Raw genomic sequence first — 18,814 nt, 5'->3', positions numbered from 1 at the left:
CTAAGCTCTCCTTTCCAAAAATTTAAAAAGAGGAGATGGCTCTCCTCTTTCATATTTTATTCCGCCTTAAAGACAGTCGGAGAGGCGACTTCCGTCGTTAAAGCGCGAATAGCACGATCAACTAATTCATCACGGACATTGCCTTCTTTTTTCCCTAATTCGGGGTTGCCCACTGGATAGGGAATAGCGACGGTCGGTACAATGCGATTGGCACCCACCGATTCCGAAATCGTTGTAATTGTCGCCATGTGAACAATAGGAATTCCAAAACGTTCAATTTCTTTGACGATCGTTGCTCCGCAACGTGTGCACGTCCCTCAGGTAGAGGTGAGAATAACAGCATCCACACCTGCATCATGAAGTTCCTGGCCAATTTCCTGGCCAAATTGCTCGGAGTTCCCAACAGAGGTGCCGGTTCCTGTAGTCGAATAGAAGTATTTATAAATCCCACCAATTTTACCTTCATTTTTTAGACGCGTTAATTCATCTAAGGGAGCCACCCGGTCGGCCTTATCATTGGCGTAAACAGGATCAAAACCCCCGTGAACAGTGATAAATTTACCTTTCAATTCATCAAGCTCACTGATATCATATTTCACCCATTTTTGTGCTGAAGCAGATTGTAAATGGTCGGGATTTCCCTCTGGCACGATACCCCCCGTGGTTACTAAAGCAATCGTGGCGTTTTTCATGTCACTTACTGGTAAAGCAGCCTCAACATAATCAAATTCAGGCATGGGCAACTCAGTTTTGTACTCTTCACCACGGAAACGTTTCATCAGCATATCAACCGCCCGCACGGCTCCAATTTTTTCCGCAAAGATGGTATCGCGGCGGCCTTGCGGCATGTAGCCATCGGCTTCGGGCGACAGGTCTTCACCTGCTAGGATTTTGTTGGCCAATTCCGCCATCTTAGGCAAGGCCTTGCGCATATCCGCTGCTGAATCCTTCGTGGGAATAATATAAGCATTCAGACGACACTGATCCACAGCGGGGTTCTCACGATACATCCCCGTGAGCACTGTAGTCTTATCTTTTAGGGTATTGACCACCCCCGCACAGGCCATTCCATAGCGTCCTGCGTTAAAGGCTGGGCCAGCCACAACGAGGTCGGGTTTTACTTCATCAAAACTCTCCATCACAAATTGCTGGGCCAGTTCGGTATTTTCATTAAAGTAGTTATCCCCACAAATGATCGTGTGGGTTACTTCGGCATTCTCTAGTTGGGCACTAAAACCCAGGGCAGGTCCCACTGGCCCTTCACGTAATTCAGGTTTGAAGCCTGCTTTATCCTCGCCTCCAATTTGGCCAAAGAATTGGTTAACGTAGTATAATACTTTTTTCATTAAGCTCCCCTCCTTTTAATTTAATTCAACCGTTAAATTGTGGTAGCCGATTTCTGAAGTCGCACCAATCACGGCATTTAATTCACAGGTAATATTACCGGCTTCGTCGAGAGAGCCATCCCAGCCACCCGCTAAATTTTCAATCGCTTGGTCATTACCCAGAATGCGATCAGCTGGGGCTAATTTAACTAAGTGCGAAACATTACCGGTCGATACGACGGCTTTAGCTTCTTCTTTGGCGTCAGCTAAGGGTTGGGAGTCGCCCGCCCAGCCTGAGCACTCGTCAGTAATCAAGACCGATTTGATGCCGGCCTGCTCCATGCCGGCGGAAATCATGACGAGGTCCGTATCCGGATTGCCGTAACCCTCTTCAGAAACAATGACCCCATCCACATCTAAGAGTTTTGCTAATTTGACGGTGTAGTCGCAGCAGCGGTACTTCCCGTCTAAAACGGTTAATTCGGGCACCATGATCGAAGCAACAAAGTTTAAATCCTTGCCGTGACGTTCCAGTAGTTCCAAAATCACACTATTATTTTGGTGCTGGTAAGTCGTAATTTTATCACAAGCCGCCACGCAGTTACCGGAAATCACCGCGCCATCTAACTCCTCGAGAGGATTTAAAAGCGTCGGAATAATTTCCTTCACATCCACCCCATAAATATAGCCATCATGGAGTAAACCTTGGGCGATCATCATTTCGACATAAGCCACCCGAGGTAAGTCTGGATATTTTTTCAAACCTTCGGCCACGCCCTCAATTTCATAGGAGCGTGTTTTTGTTGGTTCAACGTCCGCTAAGGCTTCCCCTAAGTATTCACTCGCCTTAAAGCCAGCTAAACGACAAGCTTCCTCGTGCTCATGAGGCTCAAGCCCGTCGACTGGCGTTAGATCGACGACCACATTTAAGGTTTTAGAAAAAGGTGTCCACTTGGCCCCTTCTCCCCACATGTCAATGACGCCTTCTTGGAAACCTACGATATCGCCCACAGTCACCACGGCCACATTTTTCATTACTTTCGTTTCATTATCACCGACTTGCTGCATTTCAGCGGTCACGCCTGGGAATTGCCCATCACGACCTTTTGTCCAGCGTGGTTCGATCACATCCTTCACCGGAATGATACGAACCTTTTCCCCAGGGCGGGCCAAGTCAATTTGGGCCGCGGCAATATTATCTACACTGGCCACCTCTTCGGCCATTTCCTGCAGATTGATGGTCAGTTTTTTCCCGTTTATTTCTGTTCGCTCTCCTGCTGTTATTTCTTCAATCACCACATCTTGTAATTCTAATTTCATACTGGCACCTCCTAAACATTATGCTAAAGCTAAACTTTCCTTCACCAGATCGCGGTCAATCAATTCATAATCTGCCTGCCGTTGCCAATCACTCTGCCGCTGGCCTAAAATATGGTCGTATTTATTAATGGCTTCCTCAATCAATTGAGCAGAAGCCATCGGGGTAACCCCTTTTTGCTTAGGCTGACGCAAAATAATGGACCAACTAGGCGACAAAAACATTTTGATCGAAGCTGGTAAAGGATGCGTATATAATTCATGGCCTGTATAAATTAAGTGCTTGGCCGCTTCTAAAACTGAGCTAAAATCACCCTCCACACGTTGAATCCTTAAAGGAAAATCTCCCTCCTTGATTAAAGAGTTATTCGTCACCAGCAATAATTCTTCCATACAAGCCTCCTTTCCCTCTCCTCTATCTTTATTAAACCACTTACAATTTTTTTTTGATGTTAGTCTGGTAACATTTTTATCTTTATGCCTTAAAATAAGCAAAGAAAAAAGCCCTCCACCTCCTGTGAAGAGCCTAAACTCCCTAGAACTTACCAATTAATATCTGTCATATCCCGAACTTTGGCAAAAAAATCCTCATCGGACTGAATCACATGTTTGACCCATTCCTGACGAATTTGCCAGAGGTTCGCCTCAATAGTAGCAGCCTTAGAATTCGTTAGGTCAAAAATCCGCGACCAACTTTGGCGGATTTCCTCCTTAATATCCTCATACATCCGCTGATATTTAGGTTGAAAAAGATTGACGATATTTCCCAAGCCTAAACGGTCTAGCTTTTGATTAAAACGCCGTTCGTCCGCTTCATTTAAGGGACAATATTGATAATTTAAAACATAATCCCATTTTTGCCCATCAAAGAAAATGATCTCTTCGCGCGGCACCTCTAGGGCATAAATTAGCTCACCGGCTATTGGGCGTTTGCAATAGCGTTTTTGCGTGGTGCACCAAATGGGATAGGCAATCGCTTTGGCCGAGGCACGATATGCTCGGCCATGGCCACAAAGGTCCGATAACGATCAATAAAGTGAGGGGCATCCACCCCCATGTGGAGCTTGACATAGAGCTCCTTATTCGTCATATAGCCTTTGTTTTCCAATTCATAAAGTGACTTTGCATTTTGCCGAGTGTAGAGACTTATTTTTTCCTCCATATATTGCTCCACCTATAAGCCAAACATATCGGGCTCATCCGCTGTGATTTTAGCAAAATCATCACCCGGATAAATAATATGCTCGACCCATTTTTCCTTAATATGCCAAAGATTACCGGAATGGCGGAAACGATTCAATTGCTCTTTATCTACATCGAAAATACGCTGCCAGCTGTTGCGTATTTCCGCTTCAATTTCTGGGTAAAAGCCTGCATATTTTCCATGGATGAAATTATAAGCATCGGTCACACCCAATTTGTTGACTTCTTTTTGGAAGCGAGCTTCGTCTTCGTCATCCAAAGGAACATATAAATAATTAAGGACCAAGTCCCACTCCATAGCATTAAAATAAATAATTTCCTCTTCGGGGACATTCAAACAGTAGACAACTTCCTTATTAAAAGGCATGCGCGTGGTATCTTTGCTAATGGCACACCAAATGGGATACTCCACGCCCGCCGGCTTTTTAAGCACTTGATCAGCGAGTTTGACAAAGGTGCGATAGCGATCAGAAAAATAATCAGCATCCAAGCCCATGTGCAGGCGCACATAGAGTTCCTTATTGGTGACCTCGCCCCGTTTTTCCAGCTCCTGCAAGGAATTAACATGTTGCTTCGTATATAAACGGACCATGTGATCCCCTCCCTTTACTATTCAGTTTAGAGGAAGGGATAGGTCTTGTAAAGTATTTTATCGATCAATAAATTCCTTTGTAAGGCAAATTTGCCATTAATCTAACGACTGGCAAGTTCCTTCAAGGCTTGGATGGCTTGGTCCAGTTCTTCCTTCGTGGTAAAATGACTGAAACTAAAACGAACAATACCTTGCTTTTCAGTACCCAACGCCTCATGCATTTTTGGTGCGCAATGGCCACCCGAACGGGTTTCAATATCATATTCTTCCAGTAATTCGTCCGCCACTTCTGAGGAATCTAAGTCCCTTATATTTAAAGCAACCACAGGAACATGAGGAATATGCGGTAGGAATTGGCCATATGTTTTGATACCGGGAATATTTTCCACCGCCCTATAGAAATAATCCGTCATTTCCCGTTCTTCCTGGGCAATATTTTCGACACCGTAATCTAAAAGGAATTCTAAGGCTGCATTGAGTCCAGCCAAGCCATGGCCATTCATGGTTCCAGCTTCCAAGGCGGTAGGCATTTCGGTAGGATGATCAGGATTAAAAGTCTGAATCCCTGATCCACCCGACTTTAAATGTTGAATAGAGACTCCTGGCCGAACATATAAGCCTCCTGTGCCTTGGGGACCATATAAACTCTTGTGACCAGTAAAGCAGAGCACATCAATATGACAAGCTTGGACATCAACTGGCAGAGCTCCGAGGGTCTGAGAAGCATCAACGATGAATAGTATGTCATGTTCTTGACACCAGCGGCCAATCTCTTCCACGGGGTTCACGTTACCGGTTAAATTTGAAGCATGGGTCAAGACCACCGCCTTCGTTTCTGGTTCGATCGCATGGTATAAGGTTTCTGTATCTAAAACCCCATGTTCATCAGTGGGCACATAGGTGACGCGGGCGCCCTGTTTTTCGAGTTCATGAAGGGGGCGTAGGACAGAATTATGCTCCATCACCGAAGAAATAATATGATCATCCGAACCGAGTAAGCCTTTAATGGCCGTATTTAAAGCCTCCGTAGAATTTGACATGAAGGCTACTTGGCTGGGGTTTTCACCATGCAGCAACTCGCAAATATTAGCCCGGGCTGAAAAAATAGTTCTCGCTGTGTTCAGCGCTTCTTCCGTTGCCCCCCGACCTGCATTCCCCATAGTTTTCATTGCCTGCACGACTGCATCAATGACTACATCAGGTTTCTTCAAGCTAGTGGCCGCATTATCAAGGTAAATCATTTCATCACACTCCTATGAAAAAAGCGAGGCCAAGGCCTCGCCAAAGCTAGGTTATGGGCGAACAACACGATCGCTCGTACGGGTGATTTCGACAAATTGGCCCATATTCATTTCTTCACCAACACCAAGACGATCCTTGATGCCATAGAAGTCTAAGCAAAGGCCGCAAGTAAGAATCCGGACTCCGCGTTTATCGAGCTCTTTTAAGTCTTCGAGCGTGTCAGCACCTTCAACGGAGAGTTTTACTCCTTCGTTGTAAATTAAGATCGTTTCCGGTAAAGTCTCTTGGTCCAACAGTTTGCTGATGAAGGCCCCCATGAGTTTTTCACCAATTTCAGGTTCCCCGTGGCCCATTTCAGTACTTGCAATGACTACTGTGTATTTTTCGCTCATTTTATCTTACCTTCCTTTTTAACCGAATACTAACTATCCATTTATCAAAGAACGTCTGGTCGCAGATCCCCTTTCCTGACGCAATGAGCTAGTTGGCGTATTTTTTGCGCAGCTCGTCGCGCGCAGCAGCCAAAGCTTGGCATTTCTTTTCAATAATGTCAAAGCTATTCATCGGGCGCTTAGAAAACGTCGAGAAACCGCAGTCTGGGTTTAACCAAATCCGGTCGGCTGGCAGATAAGCCAAAGCTTTCTCTACTTGCGTTATAATTTGCTCAACGCTCTCAACCTCTTCAGTACGAGGGTTGATGACGCCGAGACCGAGCATAATGTTCTCTTTGACCTTTTCATTTTTGAATAGAGCAGCGAGCTCCCCGGCACGAGGGGTTGAAAATTCTAGGGTGAGAATATCTGGATTCACCACGGCAAAGAAGTCCGAAAGCTGTTCGTAGGAACCAGACAACAGACTGCTTTCTTCATGCGTGTAGTTCCCTCGGCAAACGTGGAGGGCACTCATGGCTGGTGTTCCCTTCAGATAGGTGAAAACAGGTTTGATCAGATTTTTCGCAAATTCTAATTCGTCGTCAAACTTGACTTTTTCAGACAAGGCCCCTCAATAAAAAGCTGGCTTCGTGTCCTCTGTAAAGACAACTTCGGCCAAAATGGGGTCATCCAACTGAATGACTTCAATGCCCATTTTAACCAAGCGTTTGACTTCATTTAAAACCAGTTCAAGCATATCTTGGCCAAGTTCTTCCCGATTTTCATAAGCACGGTCCGAAACGCCAGTCACCCAAGAAGAACGTGTGAGCAGGTATGGACTAGGAACCGTCGCTTTGATCGGGAGGTTCGTCATCCTTTGCAAGCGGCCCAACTCATCACAATCCAAATGAGCATTCGTATCAATTTTAGCGGCACAAACAGGGTTGTTCATGCCAGTATCGGAAACGTCGCGCTCCTTCAAACTCTCTTCAAAGTTTTCTTTGGCATCATCAGTTAAGTGGGCAATCTCTTCCACACTCATCATTTCAATCCCAGGGACCTTATCGGCCACAAAGGACATGTAGTTATCCCGGGAAATTTCTCCCGAGGTAATGACGTCAATACCTGATTCTTCTTGCAGGCGAACAACATGGGCCATTTCCTTATCCACTAAAGCTTCAAAGTCTTGGCTGTTGATGTCACCTGCCCGATATTTATCGATTGCTTCAACCATCTCCTGCGAACGAGGCATACTCCCCATCAGAGAAGTGGTAAAAGCTTCATATTTTTCTACCATACTATCTCTCCTTACTAAAAAAGTTAGTAGAACATTATGCACCTTTAAATTAGCATATCCCTACCTTAAAAGCAATTATTTCAAGCTTTGTAAACCCTATCTTTTATACTGTTTTAGAGGCCTTTGTAAAATAAAAAAGATGGGCGTACCCATCTTTTAATGTTCACATCTGCCATTGGCAGGTTAAATTCTGGCGGGAACGTGTGAGAATCGAACTCACCCAAGAGGCTTCTAACCCCTTATACTGGTTTTGAAGACCAGAGGGAACACCAGAACCCATCCGCTCCCCTAACACATGTATTATAGTAGCATGTTTTAAATACCAATGCAAACAAATTTGAAGAAGAAAGCCTTTTGCTTTTAATCTTTAGACTTCATAAAAAGCGTTTCCCTTTAAGGACCTTTAGGTTATAATGAAAGTATCAGGGAAGGAAAGGTGATTCAATGAACAAAATGCAAACAAAAAAACTGACGATCGCCGCTTTATTTATTGCGCTAACCTGCGTGGCCACCTTGGTCATTAATATTCCTATTCCAGCCACGAATGGCTACTTAAATTTGGGGGATTCCATGGTTATTTTAAGCGGAATGCTTTTTGGCCGCTATTTCGGTGGCCTGACCGGGGGAATCGGTTCAGCCCTCGCTGACTTATTGCTAGGCTATGCCCATTTTGCCCCAGTTACGTTAATTGTTAAAGGCATCGAGGGCCTCATTGCTGGCTATAGCAAACAGATGAATACGGCCGGTCGTGTCTTTGTCGCTGTCGTAGCCGGTTTTGTGATGGCTTTGGGTTACCTAGTAGCTGAAGTGTTTATGTATGATTTTACTGCGGCCTTGGCCAGCTTCCCCAGCAACTTGCTGCAAGCCGCAGGTAGTATTTTAATTGCTCTCTTACTCTATCCGATCATTAGTCAACTATTGGATTCCTATTTACACTAAAAGGTAGAGCGCTCTTATACTGTCTAAAGTAGAGGTTTTGAAAAATGAGTTCAAAACCATTTTTCGGTCTTAGATAAAAAGGCTATAGGCTTCAAAGCCAGTAGCCTTTTATTATATTTAAATTTTTTATTCATCGATTATAGAAATCTCAATTTCATCCCAAAATTTAACCTCACAAATGGATCTTAAGTGGTTTCATCGTAATTAATAAGGGAGCCTGTAGTACCTGAAGGCAGACTAGATATCATTGATATATCAATTTAAAATTGGCACCGGAGAATATAGAGAAAAAATTAATCGAAGCAAAACCTAGCTTTATACTTAACCATTAGGCTCTTAGCCATATGAGCCAGGAACTAATGCACCAAACTAGATCAATTAAAAGCCGCTTGCAGTGTTTGAAGGCCGTATCATTTTTAAATGAATCAAAACGGCAAAAGCAGCGGCATCATATTCTTTGAGAAAAAATAACACTATTCTAAAATCATGGATCAAAATATCGAATATTTAAACTATTCATCTGTTGAAGTATCCAATGACTTAATGCTTTCCAAAAAGCATATGATTTAATTCATGCAAGCACAGATGGTATATATATGCGATGTAGAGTAAAAAGTCAATTAGTGTTTATATAATGAAATCAAAAGCACATCAAAGTCGATTTTTAATTCCTCAAAGAAAGAAGATATTTTGAACTCGCTCTCAGCCACGACTTCTCTTTTGGCGATGAAAATAAAAGTCTACAAGCTACTGGACCATTGGCTTCTGAATCATTGACACATAGAATCCGTAAAAACACAATAGCCTATAACTTTTAAATAATAAAAAGCCAGGATTCAGATTCTCCTAGCTTTTTATTATATCCTGATAGCCTCTTCATAGCTTCTTCTCATTAGAATTTTTCTATACATTAGGGAAAATATCTCACTTTATATTCCTTTAACCTATTTTTCTTGATTTTCAGCTATTCCCTCCAAACCTTTATCTACTAAATATTGAAGTTTTTCACTTTCTAATTTAGGAGGTGACATTTCAAAAGAATTATTTACGACTGTAAAATCAAAATAACCTAATCGAGCTACTGGCTTGATTCCAACAATGTCAACTTTTCCCTCATCAGTGATAAATTCATCTTTTATATGGATTCCAATCACTTTTCCTATAATAATATCTATCGTATTTATGATGTCATTACCAGGCAGTCTAAGTGTTTGAACATATTGAATTTCATAGTGAACTGGTGAATTTTTTACCATTGCTACATCCACTAACTCTGCTTCTTGTTTTTCAACACCAATATATTCAAATTTATCTTTAAACCCCTGAGGTAATTTTGCAATTGAAGATTTATTCATCGCTTCAGCCAATTCTTCACTTACCATATTAAATACAAATTGACCGGTCCTTTCAATATTTTTTACTGTATTTTTTCTATCATCAAAAATATTTTGATTCGCAGAAAACAATACGTAGGGTGGGTCAAAAGTTAAATTAGTAAATTGAGAAAATGGTGCAATATTATCAGATCCATCTTCATTCCTTGTGGATAACCACCCTATACATCTTGGCACCGTGCATGATTTAAAAGGGTTATGGGGTAATCCATGATTATTTTTTTGAGTTTCGTAAAACATATTATACTCCCTATATAATGTTATGTTATTAGAAATAACCTATTGCGTTATTTTACTTTACTAAAATTTTTGAGATCCCTATTATAGGATTGACTAAACCTTACTGCTGTCCTTAGCCCACATGAGAGCGATTGCCTCGGGTCCTGCATGCACACTAATCACGGGCCCAATGCGGCCTTCTTCTAGCTTAACGTCCGGATGGTTGAGCGCGAAGTAATCTTTAATGTCCCTAAGGTAAGTGGAGTGGGCTGGTCCACTGACCGTTGCTCTCAATGGAATATTATCTTTTAAGTCTTCCTCAAAGGTGCCGAGCATTTTGCTAATAGCTTTTTTAAAGCTAAACGCCCTGCCCGACACAAAAAGTTTGCCCTTACCGACAAAAACAATCGGTTTAATTCTAAGCAAATTAGCCAAGGCTTGGGCTGCCTTGCCTAAGCGCCCACCTTTCATCACAAAGCTAATATCATCGATAGCCACATAGAGCTTCGAGCTAGGCATTAAGTCTTCAATAGCGGCCACGGCCTCATCGCGACTATGGCCGGTATCACGGTATTTAATGGCTTCTTCAATGTAGTAACCTTCAACTTGAAGGCCTGTTTCACTATCTAAAACATAAATATCCAAATCATCGATTTGCTGAGCCGCTAGTTCAAAAGCGGCACAGGTTCCTGAAGCTATGCGGGTCATGGAAATCACCAGGACATCTTGATAGCCCTGGGCCCTTACTTCATCAAAAACGGCCATAATATCTCCGGGGGAAGGCTGTGAGGATTTAGGAATTTCATCAAGCTCAGCAACCTTGTCGAAAAAGGCCGTATCGTCCATCTCAAACATGTCTTTGTAAACACCGTCCGAAAAATTTACGCTTAACGGGGCGACGAAGACATTGTTCTCCTCTAAATAACTGGCATTGAGATATGCGATACTATCAGTTACAATCGCAAATTTATTCATCATAAACTCCTTATCGCTGAACTTCATTGTCTCTTTCATGCTATCATAAGTAGGCAGGACAAACAATATAAAATACCATGCCCCCCAGGAAAGAAGGCGCACATCATTATGGAAAGATTTTTATTTTTAGGCGACAGTCTGACTGCTTGCGGTCGTAACCAAGCCCGGCAGGCAACAGATTTGGGCGGAGGCTTTGTGAAAATTTTACAAGAACATTTCAATCAAGAAAACAGGGCCATCACCTGCATCAATAAAGCTTACAAAGGTGCTAAACTTGGCCATGTCTACCAAGATGTCCACCGCCAATTGCCAGAGTTAAAGCCGATCCACCGGGTCAGCTTACTAGCAGGCGTCAATGATGTTTGGTATGAGCGGGAACGAAGCGCTAGCGCCTGGGCAGCCTACACCCAGCAGTGGACCCAAACTTACCTTAAACTCCTAGAAGCATTGGATGATAAACTCAACCAACCCCAGTGGCTCTTAATGGAACCGATCGCTAATTTCCAAAAGCCCCAGTTAGCCGAACGCCTCGTAAGCTTGCAAGAGGCCTGGCAGCAAATCCCCCAGCAGCCTAGGCGGACAAAATTAGCTCTGGCCGCTACTTTTAAGCGAGAACCAGAGCTGTATTTTTCCAAGGATCATATTCATCTGAGTAAAGAAGGCCAAGCCTTACTCACCCAGGAAATCGAAGCGGTGCTGAAGCTTTCCTAAGCTATTCTTTCATGAAATCTTTTAATTGCTTGGAGCGGGAGGGGTGGCGTAATTTACGAAGAGCTTTCGCTTCAATTTGACGGATCCGTTCGCGTGTCACGCCAAATTGCTGACCCACTTGCTCTAAGGTTTTTGATTGGCCATCTTCCAAACCAAAACGCAGGCGCAAGACGTTCTCTTCCCGATCTGTTAAGGTATCTAAAACTTCATTCAACTGGCCTTTAAGCATCTCTTGCGAGGTAAAAGCCTCAGGACTCATGGCTTCAATATCTTCAATGAAATCCCCGAGGTGTGAATCATCTTCTTCACCAATGGGTGTCTCTAGAGAAACTGTTTCTTGTGAAATCTTCATGATATTCCGGACTTTCTCTGTTGGCAGATCCATCTCAGCCCCAATTTCCTCTGGTGTGGGCTCCCGACCCAAGTCCTGTAAGAGTTGCCGCTGAATCCGTACCAATTTATTAATGGTTTCCACCATGTGAACAGGAATACGAATCGTCCGCGCTTGATCGGCAATCGAACGAGTAATAGCTTGTCGGATCCACCAGGTAGCATAGGTTGAGAATTTGAAGCCTTTGGTATAGTCAAACTTTTCCACAGCCTTCATTAAGCCCATGTTGCCCTCTTGAATTAAGTCCAAGAAGGACATGCCCCGGCCCACATAGCGTTTTGCAATGGAAACCACTAGGCGCAAGTTCGCCTCAGCCAATTCTTGCTTAGCGATATCATCCCCCTCTTCAATACGCTTCGCTAAAGCAACCTCTTCATCTGCGGTCAAAAGTGATACTCGCCCAATCTCTTTCAGATACATGCGCACCGGATCATCAATCTTGACATTGGACGGTACACTGGTCTCATCGACTTCTTCTTTCTTGCTTTTTTTGCTTTTTTTCTTGCTGTCTTTTTCATCTTCAGCCAGCATTTCATCTTTTTTCTGGGCAGCTCGTTTCAATTGCCTGCCAGTGGGGTTCCCACTTTTATCGACAACGGCCACGCCCGCTTCCTCAAAGGCTTCGATTAATTCATCCATTTGCTCTTCATTTAACTGGTAGGGTTGGGCTATTTTATCGCTAAGTTCATCAAATTGAACGGACCCAAAAATTAATTTCTCCTTGATGAGCTGCTTGGTTTTCTGCTTTAAAGTTGGTTTTTTAGCCACAATTCATCAACCTCTCTTTAAATAGTTTTGGCGCTGTCTTAAAATCTCAATTCGCTGCCGATTCAAGGCGGCGATCCGATTATAGTCGTCACTCGCTTTAGCCTGCTTAATTTCCGCGTTCAAAGCCGCCAATTTTTCTTTCAGGCTACTGGTCGTTTGGATATTAAAAATGAGATCTTGGATTTCACGATCACTTACCTGACTGGGCATCGTCAAAGCCAAGGCATCCGTATAAAATTGCCGCTCCCTTTCCCCCATTAAGCGATCTAAGAACACCTCCGGACGAAAGTCCTCACTTTCTTGCTCACGCACGGCCCCTAGCAAGAGAAAGAGGGATTCCGCTGTTTGGGATTGGAAGTGAAAGTCAGGCGCAAAACTTTTAAGCTTCACCCAAGCTTCCTCACAAAATAACAAGCGGTGAAGCAACTGTAATTCATTCACATAAAGGGCTGACTGCTTGTTAGTTGCTGGCGGCGGAGCCATGGGGAGCGTCTGCCCAGTCTTTTCTTCCGCCGTGTTTTCAAGGCGGGCCAGCTGCTCGTATTGCTCCTTTAAAACCTCTTCTCCAAGACCCGTATCATGGGCCAACTCCTGCAATTGCACCTCAATTTCAATATGATCTTCCAAACGAGCAATCTGCTGGAGCATGGCTTTCACATAATGGACCAAATCTTCATCATCAGCCAAGGAATATTTCTGCTGGTAATAGAAGCGGTAAAATTGAATAGGCGTCAGACGTTTCTCATAGAGGTAGGAGCGAAAAGCTGCCGCCCCCTGCTGGCGAATATATTCATCGGGGTCTTGGCCTTTGGGAAAAATTAAAATATAAACTTTTATTTTAGGCGCCTCCACCGCAAAGTGTTCAAGGGCCTTCCGGCTGGCTTCAATACCGGCCTCATCCCCATCATAGGCCAGTAAGATTTGTTGGGTATGCCGGCGTAGCAAACGAATTTGCTCACTCGTCAAACTGGTACCTAAGGAGGCCACGCCATTTTTGACCCCCACTTGCCAGGCTTGAATCACGTCCATGTAACCTTCAAAAAGAACCAGTTCGCCAGCACGGCGGGCTGAAGCCTTGGCTTCATTCAAATGGTACAGCAAGCGATTTTTCTTGAAGACTAGGGTTTCCTCCGTATTTAAATACTTAGGCGCATGAGGATCGGCCTGGTCGTCATAAAGCCGGCCGGAAAAGCCCACACAGGCCCCTGAAGCATTAAAAATAGGGAAAATTAAACGTCCCCGGTAAGCGTCCCGTAAACCTGCTTGCCCTTCCTTCATGACGCCACTATTTACAAGGGCGGCTTTAGAGAAGCCTTTTCCTAAAAGGAATTGCTGGGTGGGACCATCTTCCTTGGGCGCATAACCCAAGTGAAAATGGGCTATACTTTCGTCCGTGATGGCCCGCTTGTTGAGGTATTGGAGCACTGGTTGACCGGCTTGTGTTGTCGTTAGAATATAATGGTAAAAAGACTTGACCGTTGACGTGATTTTTAGGGCTTCTCTTTCTTCTGGACTTTGGCTGTTGTCAGCCCCGCCCGACTCGCCAAAATTAAAATCAAGTTGCAAGCCCCCTAAATCAGCCACCTTTTCGACCGCTTCCGGAAAGGAAACATGCTCCAATTCCATAATAAAATTAAAAACACTGCCGCCACGGCCACAACTGAAGCACTTAAAAAATTGATGTTCGGCCTCCACTGAAAAGGAAGGCGTATTTTCATCGTGGAAAGGGCAAAAACCAAAGTAATTTTTGCCTCTTTTGCTTAAATCAACATAGTGACCAATAACGTCAATGATATCTGTTTCTTCTCTAACTTTATTGATTAGGGCTTCTGGAATCCGTCTTCCCATCAGTACACCTCCCGTCTTAAACCCCCTCTTCGGCTAAAATGCCTTCAATAATTTCCCAAGCCTCAACCCGGCCGGTATGCGAAATAGAGGAATAGGGCAGAATTTGCTCCGTCGTAACTAGGGAGAGTGTCGTCTTAAGCAAGTTAAGTTGCTTTTGCCACTGGCCTCTTTTTACCTTATCTGCCTTCGTCGCAATAATAAAATAAGGTATGCCCCAAGTGCCTAAGCTTTCTTTCATCAAAACATCTTCTTTGGAGGGCTGGTGGCGAAAATCCACCAGTAAAAAAGTCAACACTAATGAAGACCGTTCTGCAAAGTAAGTGGTCAGCATTTCCTGCCAAGCGGCTTTTTCTTTTTTACTGACCCGGGCATAGCCATAGCCGGGCACGTCCACAAAATAGCAACGCTCAGCGAGCTCATAGTAATTTAAGACGCGGGTTTTACCGGGCTTACTTGAGGTGCGGGCTAATTTTTTCCGGGCGAATAAACTATTAATGAAGGAGCTTTTGCCCACATTGGAACGCCCCGCTAGGGCAATTTCAGGCCGATCTGGGGCCGGGTATTGGCTGGGTTTGACCGCACTGGTTAAAAATTCAATTTGCCTATTTTCCATCGCTTTCCTCCTAGACAAAAGTGAGCTTGGAAACCCAAGCTCAACTGTCTCTAAGCAATTTGCCGTCCGTCATGTCCGAGTAAAATAGGATAGGTATGCTCAGTCACCACAGCGGGCGTGATGATAATTTTATCCACATCATCCCGACTAGGAATGTCATACATAATGCCAATCATACACTCTTCAATAATCGCACGCAAGCCTCGCGCCCCTGTTTTCCTTTCGATGGCCAATTTAGCAATTGCCCTTAAAGCTTCTTCCTCAAATTCTAAGGCCACGCCATCAAAGGATAGCAAGCGTTGGTATTGCTTCACCAAGGCATTTTTTGGCTTGGATAAAATTTCGACCAAATCGTCTTCCGTTAACTGCTTCAAACCCGTGATAATCGGCAAGCGGCCAATAAATTCCGGAATCAAGCCAAATTTCTGTAAATCCTGGGGAATGACGTGGGCCAAGGCATCTTCTCGACTGAAATTCAAGCCTTCATTTTTTTGCCCAAAGCCAATAATTCGCTCCCCTAAGCGTTCTTTGATGATATCTTCAATCCCATCAAAGGCCCCGCCGACAATGAAAAGAATATTGGATGTATCGACTTGAATCATTTCCTGGGAAGGATGCTTGCGTCCGCCTTGCGGTGGGACATTGGCCACCGTGCCTTCTAGAATTTTCAGTAAGGCCTGCTGCACCCCTTCACCACTCACGTCACGCGTAATGGAAACATTCTCTGACTTACGCGCAATTTTATCAATTTCATCCACATAAATGATCCCGTACTGGGCTTTTTCAGGGTCGTTATCGGCTGATTGAAGAAGTTTCAATAGGATATTCTCCACATCTTCACCCACATAGCCGGCCTCTGTTAGGCTGGTGGCATCCGCAATAGCGAAAGGTACCTTCAACAAACGCGCTAGCGTCTGGGCGAGGTAAGTTTTGCCTGAGCCGGTAGGACCAATCAGGCAAATGTTACTTTTTTGCAGTTCCACATCATCCATCGCGGCTGCTTCTTCATCTTGGCTATCTTGTTCTTTTTGCAGTTCAATATTGCGATTAATGCGTTTATAGTGATTGTAAACCGCCACAGCCAAAGAGCGCTTGGCGTCTTCTTGCCCAATGACATATTGATTTAAAATTTTATGCATTTCTTTGGGGGTCGGCGGTTCAATCCGGGCTAAATCTTCGGTGAGATTTAACTGGTTATCCTCGGCGATGATCTCTTGACATAAATTGACACATTCATTGCAGATAAAAACATCAGGTCCAGCAATAATTTTATCGACTAAATCCTGGGATTTACCACAAAATGAACAGTGAATCGTAGGTTGTTCGTCCTTATAACTCATTCTCTCTCATCGCTCTCCTCTCCTCATTTATCGTCTACTATCTATATTATTTTGTCAAAAAAAAGGATTGAAGTCAAAGCAATTGATCCTTCAATCCTTTTTAAACTCGATTTTTCAGTCCTATTTTGCTTCTGCCGTATCGGTAATGAGCGCCATCGCCTTCTTCAAGGCAATGTCTTGGCTAAGCATATCGGCTGTAACCACGTCACGAACTTTATCTTCTTCCATATTGTAGGTTTCAGCCAAATTCTTGATTTCTGCTTCCAAATCATCTTCATCAGGCTTGATGTCTTCGGCTTCTACAATTTTTTCTAGAAGTAAGTTCGTTTTCACCCGCGTATCGGCATCTTCAGCAAATTGCTTGCGCAAGTCTTCTTCACTTGAGCCCGTTAATTGATAGTACATATCAGGAGCAATGCCTTGACGTTGCATTTCATTCAAGTAATGGTTCACTTGGCGATCAACTTCCTCATCAACCATTGCTTGGGGCAAGTCATCAATTTCAGCATTGGCGACGGCTTTGCGAAGGGCTTCTTCATCTTGTTCTTCTTTAGCTTGCCGTTCTTTAGCTTCTTCTAGTTCACGCGCGTATTTGTCCTTCAATTCGTCAAGGGAAGACACTTCTTCATCCACGTCTTTAGCGAATTCGTCATCTAATTCAGGCACACGTTTTTCCTTCACTTCATGGACTTTGACTTTGAATTCCGCGTCTTGGCCAGCCAAGTCGTCAACATGGTATTCTTCAGGGAAGGTAACATTGACGGTCACTTCGTCGCCTTCCTTAACCCCTTCGAGTTGCTCTTCAAAGCCAGGGATGAAACTGTTAGATCCTAAGGCGAGGGAATGGTTTTCGCCTTTTCCACCTTCAAAGGCTTCCCCATCTTTGAAGCCTTCAAAGTCAATCACAACAGTATCGCCTTTTTCGGCCGGCCCTTCTTTTAAGGTTAATTCCGCGAGATTTTCTTGGGCTTGTTCTAAACGTTCTTGGACTTCTTTGTCTTTGACGTCCGTGTCAACTTTTTTCACGGTGAGATTTTTGTAGTCCCCTAGTTTAACTTCAGGTTTAAGGGCAACGGTAGCTTTGAAGAGCCAGTCTTTATTTTTACCAATTTCAGAAATATCGAATTCTGGTTGGCCGACAACATCTAAGTCCTCTTCTTCTACTGCTTTTTGGTAGGCAGCGGGCAGGACAAATTGAATAGCGTCTTCGTAGAGGGCTTCTTCACCAAACATTTTGGTGAACACTTGGTAGTTTACTTTACCCTTTCGGAAGCCTGGTACGCTAATATCTTTTTTGATCCGTTTATAAGCTTGCTTTAAAGCTTTTTGTGCTTCTTCTTTGGCTACGGAAAATTCTAAAATTCCTTCATTTTTACTTTTCTTTTCAAAACTTACAGACATTATACTTCCCCTAACTTTTTAAAATATTTAAATAGGTGCGATATGCAAAATGCCCCTATACGGTTCGTTACGAATTATACAGGATAATACGCTGATTGTCCATGATCCTTGAAGGATTGTCAAGGAATTTCTTTTCTATGGGCAAAATCAGCCTTGAGACAGATCTTAGCAAGTCCCAAACAATGGTTCTAGGAAAATGCTCTAATCCTTGCTATAATGAAATTAACTCAAATTTGGAGGTGACCATCTTGCGCTATCCCAATGGTGAGACTTACCAAGCGCCTGTCCAGAAAGAGCGCCGACGTAAGCAAAAGGGAACAAGCAGCCCCAATTTTGGCAATCGTGGGATGACCTTGGAACGTTTACTCAATCAGGCGAATACCTGGTATCGAAAACGGCAATTGGCTATTGTTTATAAAAAACCGACCCCTATTCAAGTGGTCGACGTGGCCTACCCCAAGCGCAGCCAAGCCAGAATTAAGGAAGCTTACTACCGCCAAGCCTCAACTACGGATTACAATGGCGTCTACAAAGGTTACTATTTAGATTTTGAGGCCAAGGAAACTAAGCAAAAAACACGTTTTCCTTTAAGTAATTTACACAAGCACCAAGTGGAACATATGAAAGCCTGCCATGCAGCAGGCGGCGTCTGCTTTACCATATTTTTATTTTCGACTTTGGATGAAGCCTATCTTTATCCCATCGAAGAACTTGACGTCGACTGGCAAGCTTATGAAGCGAAAGAATATGTCTCCATTCCCATCGAACGGATTCAAAAATTTGGCTTTCGTTTAAAAAGTCGCTGGCAGCCCCAGCTCGACTACCTACCTGCCGTACGTCAATACATCAAGCAAAAGGAGGGATAAAG

General features: G+C 43.7%; 18 protein-coding genes, 1 tRNA gene and 1 pseudogene. 3 read left to right on the top strand and 17 right to left on the bottom strand.

The genetic code is table 11. The features are described 5' to 3' along the window. Positions 1-56: 56 nt before the first annotated feature. The 10 genes and pseudogenes from WF803_RS07845 to WF803_RS07800 form a co-directional block, all read right to left on the bottom strand. The gene (locus WF803_RS07845; protein ID WP_489610928.1) at positions 57-1,346 is read right to left on the bottom strand and encodes a glycine/betaine/sarcosine/D-proline family reductase selenoprotein B; all 1,290 of its coding nucleotides are present in this window, start codon (positions 1,344-1,346) and stop codon (positions 57-59) included. A 15-nt stretch (positions 1,347-1,361) separates the two neighbouring features. Continuing rightward, positions 1,362-2,645, bottom strand: a complete 1,284-nt coding sequence (locus WF803_RS07840) for a glycine/sarcosine/betaine reductase component B subunit (RefSeq protein WP_489610927.1) — start codon at positions 2,643-2,645, stop codon at positions 1,362-1,364. Between the two features lie 18 nt (positions 2,646-2,663). Continuing rightward, on the bottom strand, positions 2,664-3,035 hold the full coding sequence (locus tag WF803_RS07835; protein WP_489610926.1) for a GrdX family protein: 372 nt from the start codon (positions 3,033-3,035) through the stop codon (positions 2,664-2,666). Between the two features lie 149 nt (positions 3,036-3,184). After that, positions 3,185-3,732 (bottom strand): annotated as a pseudogene (locus WF803_RS07830) (DUF3841 domain-containing protein). An 84-nt stretch (positions 3,733-3,816) separates the two neighbouring features. Continuing rightward, positions 3,817-4,437 carry a DUF3841 domain-containing protein gene (locus tag WF803_RS07825; RefSeq protein ID WP_489610925.1) on the bottom strand — a complete coding sequence of 207 codons (621 nt, stop codon included), beginning with the start codon at positions 4,435-4,437 and terminating at the stop codon, positions 3,817-3,819. Between the two features lie 101 nt (positions 4,438-4,538). Continuing rightward, the gene (locus tag WF803_RS07820; RefSeq protein WP_489610924.1) at positions 4,539-5,678 is read right to left on the bottom strand and encodes an aminotransferase class V-fold PLP-dependent enzyme; all 1,140 of its coding nucleotides are present in this window, start codon (positions 5,676-5,678) and stop codon (positions 4,539-4,541) included. A 51-nt stretch (positions 5,679-5,729) separates the two neighbouring features. Further along, positions 5,730-6,071 carry a sulfurtransferase-like selenium metabolism protein YedF gene (yedF, locus tag WF803_RS07815; protein ID WP_489610923.1) on the bottom strand — a complete coding sequence of 114 codons (342 nt, stop codon included), beginning with the start codon at positions 6,069-6,071 and terminating at the stop codon, positions 5,730-5,732. Between the two features lie 88 nt (positions 6,072-6,159). Next, positions 6,160-6,675 (bottom strand): uroporphyrinogen decarboxylase/cobalamine-independent methonine synthase family protein, encoded by a 516-nt coding sequence (locus WF803_RS07810; protein WP_489610922.1) that lies wholly within the window; start codon positions 6,673-6,675, stop codon positions 6,160-6,162. Between the two features lie 6 nt (positions 6,676-6,681). After that, a complete protein-coding gene (locus WF803_RS07805; protein ID WP_489610921.1) occupies positions 6,682-7,347 on the bottom strand; it encodes a hypothetical protein in 666 nt (221 codons plus the stop codon). 191 nt (positions 7,348-7,538) lie between these two features. Next, positions 7,539-7,635 (bottom strand) — tRNA-Sec (locus tag WF803_RS07800). A 165-nt stretch (positions 7,636-7,800) separates the two neighbouring features. Between WF803_RS07800 and WF803_RS07795 the strand changes: the two genes are divergently transcribed. Continuing rightward, positions 7,801-8,286, top strand: a complete 486-nt coding sequence (locus tag WF803_RS07795; protein WP_489610920.1) for an ECF transporter S component — start codon at positions 7,801-7,803, stop codon at positions 8,284-8,286. Positions 8,287-9,230: 944 nt separating this feature from the next. On the opposite strand, the gene WF803_RS07790 is transcribed toward WF803_RS07795, so the two are convergent. Together WF803_RS07790 and WF803_RS07785 are read right to left on the bottom strand one after the other, a co-directional pair. Further along, on the bottom strand, positions 9,231-9,920 hold the full coding sequence (locus WF803_RS07790; protein ID WP_489610919.1) for a flavin reductase family protein: 690 nt from the start codon (positions 9,918-9,920) through the stop codon (positions 9,231-9,233). A 93-nt stretch (positions 9,921-10,013) separates the two neighbouring features. Next, complete coding sequence (locus WF803_RS07785; protein WP_489610918.1) at positions 10,014-10,874, bottom strand: DegV family protein; 861 nt, start codon at positions 10,872-10,874, stop codon at positions 10,014-10,016. A gap of 108 nt (positions 10,875-10,982) precedes the next feature. On the opposite strand from WF803_RS07785, the gene WF803_RS07780 reads away from it, so the two are divergent. Continuing rightward, positions 10,983-11,585, top strand: a complete 603-nt coding sequence (locus WF803_RS07780; RefSeq protein WP_489610917.1) for an SGNH/GDSL hydrolase family protein — start codon at positions 10,983-10,985, stop codon at positions 11,583-11,585. Between the two features lies 1 nt (position 11,586). On the opposite strand, the gene rpoD is transcribed toward WF803_RS07780, so the two are convergent. The 5 genes from rpoD to tig form a co-directional block, all read right to left on the bottom strand. After that, complete coding sequence (rpoD, locus tag WF803_RS07775) at positions 11,587-12,744, bottom strand: RNA polymerase sigma factor RpoD (protein ID WP_489610916.1); 1,158 nt, start codon at positions 12,742-12,744, stop codon at positions 11,587-11,589. Positions 12,745-12,750: 6 nt separating this feature from the next. Continuing rightward, positions 12,751-14,592: a DNA primase gene (gene dnaG, locus WF803_RS07770; RefSeq protein ID WP_489610915.1), complete on the bottom strand. Its 1,842-nt coding sequence runs from the start codon at positions 14,590-14,592 to the stop codon at positions 12,751-12,753. A 16-nt stretch (positions 14,593-14,608) separates the two neighbouring features. Beyond that, positions 14,609-15,205, bottom strand: a complete 597-nt coding sequence (gene yihA, locus WF803_RS07765) for a ribosome biogenesis GTP-binding protein YihA/YsxC (RefSeq protein ID WP_489610914.1) — start codon at positions 15,203-15,205, stop codon at positions 14,609-14,611. A gap of 50 nt (positions 15,206-15,255) precedes the next feature. Then, entirely contained in the window at positions 15,256-16,545 is a 1,290-nt protein-coding gene (clpX, locus tag WF803_RS07760; RefSeq protein WP_489610913.1) for an ATP-dependent Clp protease ATP-binding subunit ClpX, read from the bottom strand. A gap of 120 nt (positions 16,546-16,665) precedes the next feature. After that, positions 16,666-17,946, bottom strand: a complete 1,281-nt coding sequence (gene tig, locus WF803_RS07755; RefSeq protein ID WP_489610912.1) for a trigger factor — start codon at positions 17,944-17,946, stop codon at positions 16,666-16,668. 248 nt (positions 17,947-18,194) lie between these two features. On the opposite strand from tig, the gene recU reads away from it, so the two are divergent. Next, the gene (gene recU, locus WF803_RS07750) at positions 18,195-18,812 is read left to right on the top strand and encodes a Holliday junction resolvase RecU (RefSeq protein ID WP_489610911.1); all 618 of its coding nucleotides are present in this window, start codon (positions 18,195-18,197) and stop codon (positions 18,810-18,812) included. Positions 18,813-18,814 lie beyond the last annotated feature (2 nt).

The organism is Aerococcus sp. BD502, from assembly GCF_057919555.1.
The sequence above is the reverse complement of the archived record's forward strand: the minus strand, read 5'-3'. Positions and strand labels throughout refer to the sequence as shown.

Excerpts from the sequence above, each read along its gene's own strand:
- WF803_RS07840 (WP_489610927.1), bottom strand. The coding sequence starts at position 2,645 with ATGAAATTAGAATTACAAGATGTGGTGATTGAAGAAATAACAGCAGGA.
- WF803_RS07835 (WP_489610926.1), bottom strand. The coding sequence starts at position 3,035 with ATGGAAGAATTATTGCTGGTGACGAATAACTCTTTAATCAAGGAGGGA.
- WF803_RS07825 (WP_489610925.1), bottom strand. The coding sequence starts at position 4,437 with ATGGTCCGTTTATATACGAAGCAACATGTTAATTCCTTGCAGGAGCTG.
- WF803_RS07820 (WP_489610924.1), bottom strand. The coding sequence starts at position 5,678 with ATGATTTACCTTGATAATGCGGCCACTAGCTTGAAGAAACCTGATGTA.
- yedF (WP_489610923.1), bottom strand. The coding sequence starts at position 6,071 with ATGAGCGAAAAATACACAGTAGTCATTGCAAGTACTGAAATGGGCCAC.
- WF803_RS07805 (WP_489610921.1), bottom strand. The coding sequence starts at position 7,347 with ATGGTAGAAAAATATGAAGCTTTTACCACTTCTCTGATGGGGAGTATG.
- WF803_RS07795 (WP_489610920.1), top strand. The coding sequence starts at position 7,801 with ATGCAAACAAAAAAACTGACGATCGCCGCTTTATTTATTGCGCTAACC.
- WF803_RS07790 (WP_489610919.1), bottom strand. The coding sequence starts at position 9,920 with ATGTTTTACGAAACTCAAAAAAATAATCATGGATTACCCCATAACCCT.
- WF803_RS07785 (WP_489610918.1), bottom strand. The coding sequence starts at position 10,874 with ATGAATAAATTTGCGATTGTAACTGATAGTATCGCATATCTCAATGCC.
- WF803_RS07780 (WP_489610917.1), top strand. The coding sequence starts at position 10,983 with ATGGAAAGATTTTTATTTTTAGGCGACAGTCTGACTGCTTGCGGTCGT.
- dnaG (WP_489610915.1), bottom strand. The coding sequence starts at position 14,592 with ATGGGAAGACGGATTCCAGAAGCCCTAATCAATAAAGTTAGAGAAGAA.
- yihA (WP_489610914.1), bottom strand. The coding sequence starts at position 15,205 with ATGGAAAATAGGCAAATTGAATTTTTAACCAGTGCGGTCAAACCCAGC.
- clpX (WP_489610913.1), bottom strand. The coding sequence starts at position 16,545 with ATGAGTTATAAGGACGAACAACCTACGATTCACTGTTCATTTTGTGGT.
- tig (WP_489610912.1), bottom strand. The coding sequence starts at position 17,946 with ATGTCTGTAAGTTTTGAAAAGAAAAGTAAAAATGAAGGAATTTTAGAA.